This is a genomic window from Rhodococcus sp. CX, from assembly GCF_015865005.1.
Classification (GTDB): Bacteria; Actinomycetota; Actinomycetes; order Mycobacteriales; family Mycobacteriaceae; genus Rhodococcus.
In genome coordinates this window covers 2,452-6,027 of the sequence record NZ_JADZGH010000065.1, presented here as the reverse complement: position 1 = coordinate 6,027, position 3,576 = coordinate 2,452, and the positions used below count along the sequence as shown (strand labels likewise).

The following is a 3,576-nucleotide window of genomic DNA, read 5'->3' as shown; positions in this document are numbered from 1 at the left end:
CCGTGCAGCCGCCGGTGCAGTTCGGCGGCGATCGCGCGCACGTCGGCGAGCCCGCCGATCCGCCCGGACAGCGGGGAGGCGACGACACTGCGGCGGTAGGCGCCGTGCACGGTGAGCCCGGCCGCGTGGAGGGACCCGGTCAGGGTGTCGCGGTCGCCGTGCATCCGCAGCCCGGCGTGATCGGTGAGCAGCAGTTCCGCGTCGCCGTGGGCGTGGGCGAGTTCGGCGAGGGCCTGCAGTTGCGCGGCAGTCAGGGCACCGCCCGGCAGGTGCACGTCGACGGCGGATCGGGACTCGGACATGAGGTCCAGGCTAGAACGGTCGCCCGTCGGATGCCGCGGGGGCCCGCGCGCCTGCGTAGGGTGTGGTCATGTCCGATGGGGATCTCACGCGGCCGTCGTTCGCCGACCTCGCCGCCGCCAAGTTCGTGCTGCTCAGCACCTTCCGCAAGAACGGCACCGCGGTGCCCACACCCGTGTGGGCCGCGGCCGACGGGGACCGGTTGCTGGTGTGGACCGAGACCGACTCGTACAAGGTCCGCCGGTTGCGCCGGGACCCGCGCATCACCCTGGCGGTGTGCGACGCGCGGGGCAAGCCGCGCAGCGCCGCGGTCGCGGGCACCGCCGTCGTGCTCGACGACGCCGGCACCGACCGTGCCCGCGCCGCGATCACCCGCAAGTACGGGATCCTCGGCCGGCTCTTGGTCAAGGCGAGCCTGCTGCGCCGCGGCCGGTCCGGCACGATCGGTCTCGCCTGCAGCGTCGACGAACCGTAATCTCGCCGGAGGCCAGCGATCTCGAGTCGATCGCCGCGCAAACCCCGTTCCATCCACCCGACCACGAGGAAACGACTTTCATGAGCGTGCACAGCTTCACCGTCGCCACCGCCGACGGCACCACCGAGGACCTGAGCGGCTACGCCGGCAAGTACCTGCTGATCGTCAACGTCGCCAGCAAGTGCGGGCTGACGCCGCAGTACGAGGGACTCGAGGCGCTGCACCGGCAGGCCGGGGACAAGCTGCAGATCATCGGATTCCCGTGCAACCAGTTCGCCGGTCAGGAACCCGGCACCGACGCCGAGATCCAGGAGTTCTGCCGCCTCAGCTACGACGTGACGTTCCCGGTGTACGGGAAGATCGACGTCAACGGCGACGACGCGCATCCGCTGTACCGGCACCTGCGCGCCGAGGCCCCCGGCGACTTCGGTCCGGACCACGGGTTCCTGTACGAGCACGTCAGCAAGACGATGCCGGAGACGATCGGCACCGACGCGGTGAAGTGGAACTTCACCAAGTTCCTCGTCGATCCGGCCGGCGCGGTGGTGCGCCGCTTCGAGCCGACGGTCACCCCGGAGGAGATCGGCCGGCAGATCGCCGAACTGGCCTGAGACCCGGGGCCCGGGAACCCGCGCGGTTCCCGGGCCCTGCCGGTCAGCGGGCCGCGCTGACCGACGACATGTGGAAGTCGGGGATCCGCATCGGCGGCATCGCGGTGCGCGTGAACCAGTCCTTCCACTCCCGCGGCAGGGTCCGTTCCGTGGCGCCGACCTCGGTGGCGCGCCGCAGCAGGTCCAGCGGTGACTCGTTGAACCGGAAGTTGTTCACCGCCGCGACGACCTCGCCGTCCTCCACCAGGTACACCCCGTCGCGGGTCAGCCCGGTCAGCAGCAGCGTCGCCGGGTCGACCTCCCGCATGTACCAGAGGGTGGTCAGCAGCAGACCCCGCTCGGTGCAGGCCACCAGGTCGTCGATGCTCGCCGCCGATCCGCCGGTGAGCAGCAGGTTGTCGCCGGGCGCGGTGACGGTCGCCCCGAACTCGGCGGCCGCGGCCCGCGGATAGGTCAGCGCGTGCACGGTCCCGTCCCGGATCCAGTCGACCCGGCCGGTGTCGAGTCCGTTGTCGAACACCGACACCGCGTCCGTGGAGGCGGTCGCCGTCACGAACGGTGCGCATTCGAGGCCCGGCGCGGCCGGATCCGAGTACAACGTCAGCGGCAGCGGGGTCAGGATCTCGCCGATCCGGGTGCCGCCCGGCCGGGACAGCGCGGTGTGCCCCTCCTCGGCGCCGCGGCCCTCCATCGACCACATCAGGTAGATCATCAGGTCGGCCACCGCGGACGGCGGCAACAGCGTCTCGTAGCGTCCCGCCGGCAGTTCCACGGACTTGCGCGCCCAGTCCAGGCGCCGGTCCAGCTCCACGAGCAGGGCGGTGCTGTCGACGTCCCGGAAGTCGCGGGTGCCGGCGCCCGCCCAGGCGCCGGGACCGGTCGGTCCGCCCCGCTTGCCGTGCACCTCGATCGAGCCCTCCGGCTGGGTGTACCGGCGCCGCAGCCCGGTGGAGGTGCCGAGCCAGGTGGTGCACACCTGGTGGTGCGCGAACCCGTAGAGCAGATCGGAGCCGCCGAATCCCTCGGTCAGCGCGTCGATGACCTCGTCGAACACCGCGATGCCGGTGCCGGTGAACGCGTCCCCCCAGTCCCCGGGGCTGCCGGTGCCGTCGAGCAGCGGCATCGCGTCGGTCGCCGGGGCCGCGTCCTCGGCGGCGGCCTGCGCCGCGGCGACCACCGCGGCGACGTCCCCGGGATCGACGCTGCTCGAGGTGACGATCCCGACGCGGGTCACCGGTTCGCGCCGGATCGCCAGCACCGTCCAGGACCGCGACCGCGACACCCCGTTGGTGGTCATCGAGTTGCCCGCCCACCGCAGCGCCGCCTCCGACACCTCGGTCACCAGCACGATCGTCTCGTCCGCGGTGGACGCGCGCAGCGCCCGCTCCACCAGCTCCTGCGGCTCGATCATCGTCCGCCCTCCGTCCGGGTGTTGAGCACGTTGATGCCGCGCAACAGCACCGACGGGCAGCCGTGGCTCACCGCCGCGACCTGCCCGGGTTGCGCCTTGCCGCAGTTCAGGGCGCCGCCGAGCCGCCAGGTGGACGGCCCCCCGACCGCCTCGAGCGCACCCCAGAAGTCGGTGGTGGTGCCCTGGTAGGCGACGTCGCGCACCTGACCGGCCAGTTCCCCGCCGCGGATGCGGTAGAAGCGCTGGCCGGTGAACTGGAAGTTGTAGCGCTGCATGTCGATCGACCAGGACTTGTCGCCGACGATGTACAGCCCGTCCTCGACGCCGGCGATCAGGTCCGCGGTGGAGCGATCCACGTGCAGATCCGGTTGCAGCGACACGTTCGGCATCCGCTGGATCGGCACGTGGTGCGCCGAGTCGGCGTAGGCGCAGCCGTTCGAGCGCGGCAACCCGAGCCGCGGCGCGAACGCCCGATCCACCTGGAACCCGACGAGCACCCCGTCGCGGACCAGGTCCCAGGACTGCGCGGCGACCCCGTCGTCGTCGAAGCCGACGGTCGCGAGGCCGTGCGGGTCGGTGCGGTCCGCGGTCACGTGCATCACGTCGCTGCCGTAACGCAGCGACCCGAGCAGATCCGGGGTCGCGAACGACGTGCCCGCATACGCCGCCTCGTAGCCGACGGCCCGGTCGTATTCGGTGGCGTGCCCGACCGACTCGTGGATGGTCAGCCACAGGTTCGTCGGATCGATCACCAGATCCGTCGGCCCGGCGACCACCGA

The 3,576-nt window shown here is 72.0% G+C and carries 4 protein-coding genes and 1 pseudogene; 2 read left to right on the top strand and 3 right to left on the bottom strand.

Going from position 1 to position 3,576, the window contains the following annotated elements:
* A pseudogene (locus I0Q12_RS06910) lies at positions 1 to 302 on the bottom strand (precorrin-3B synthase); the annotation flags it as partial.
* 68 nt (positions 303 to 370) lie between these two features.
* Here I0Q12_RS06910 and I0Q12_RS06905 point away from each other — a divergent pair.
* Both I0Q12_RS06905 and I0Q12_RS06900 read left to right on the top strand, forming a co-directional pair.
* Positions 371 to 775, top strand: a complete 405-nt coding sequence (locus tag I0Q12_RS06905; protein ID WP_197251237.1) for a PPOX class F420-dependent oxidoreductase — start codon at positions 371 to 373, stop codon at positions 773 to 775.
* Between the two features lie 80 nt (positions 776 to 855).
* Positions 856 to 1,386, top strand: a complete 531-nt coding sequence (locus tag I0Q12_RS06900; protein WP_197251236.1) for a glutathione peroxidase — start codon at positions 856 to 858, stop codon at positions 1,384 to 1,386.
* A gap of 43 nt (positions 1,387 to 1,429) precedes the next feature.
* On the opposite strand, the gene I0Q12_RS06895 is transcribed toward I0Q12_RS06900, so the two are convergent.
* A complete protein-coding gene (locus I0Q12_RS06895; protein WP_197251235.1) occupies positions 1,430 to 2,797 on the bottom strand; it encodes a metallopeptidase TldD-related protein in 1,368 nt (455 codons plus the stop codon).
* Positions 2,794 to 3,576: TldD/PmbA family protein (locus I0Q12_RS32195; RefSeq protein WP_231610164.1), on the bottom strand; the 783-nt coding region annotated here is incomplete at its 5' end. The genes I0Q12_RS06895 and I0Q12_RS32195, both read right to left, overlap by 4 nt.

Excerpts from the sequence above, each read along its gene's own strand:
- I0Q12_RS06905 (WP_197251237.1), top strand. The coding sequence starts at position 371 with ATGTCCGATGGGGATCTCACGCGGCCGTCGTTCGCCGACCTCGCCGCC.
- I0Q12_RS06900 (WP_197251236.1), top strand. The coding sequence starts at position 856 with ATGAGCGTGCACAGCTTCACCGTCGCCACCGCCGACGGCACCACCGAG.
- I0Q12_RS06895 (WP_197251235.1), bottom strand. The coding sequence starts at position 2,797 with ATGATCGAGCCGCAGGAGCTGGTGGAGCGGGCGCTGCGCGCGTCCACC.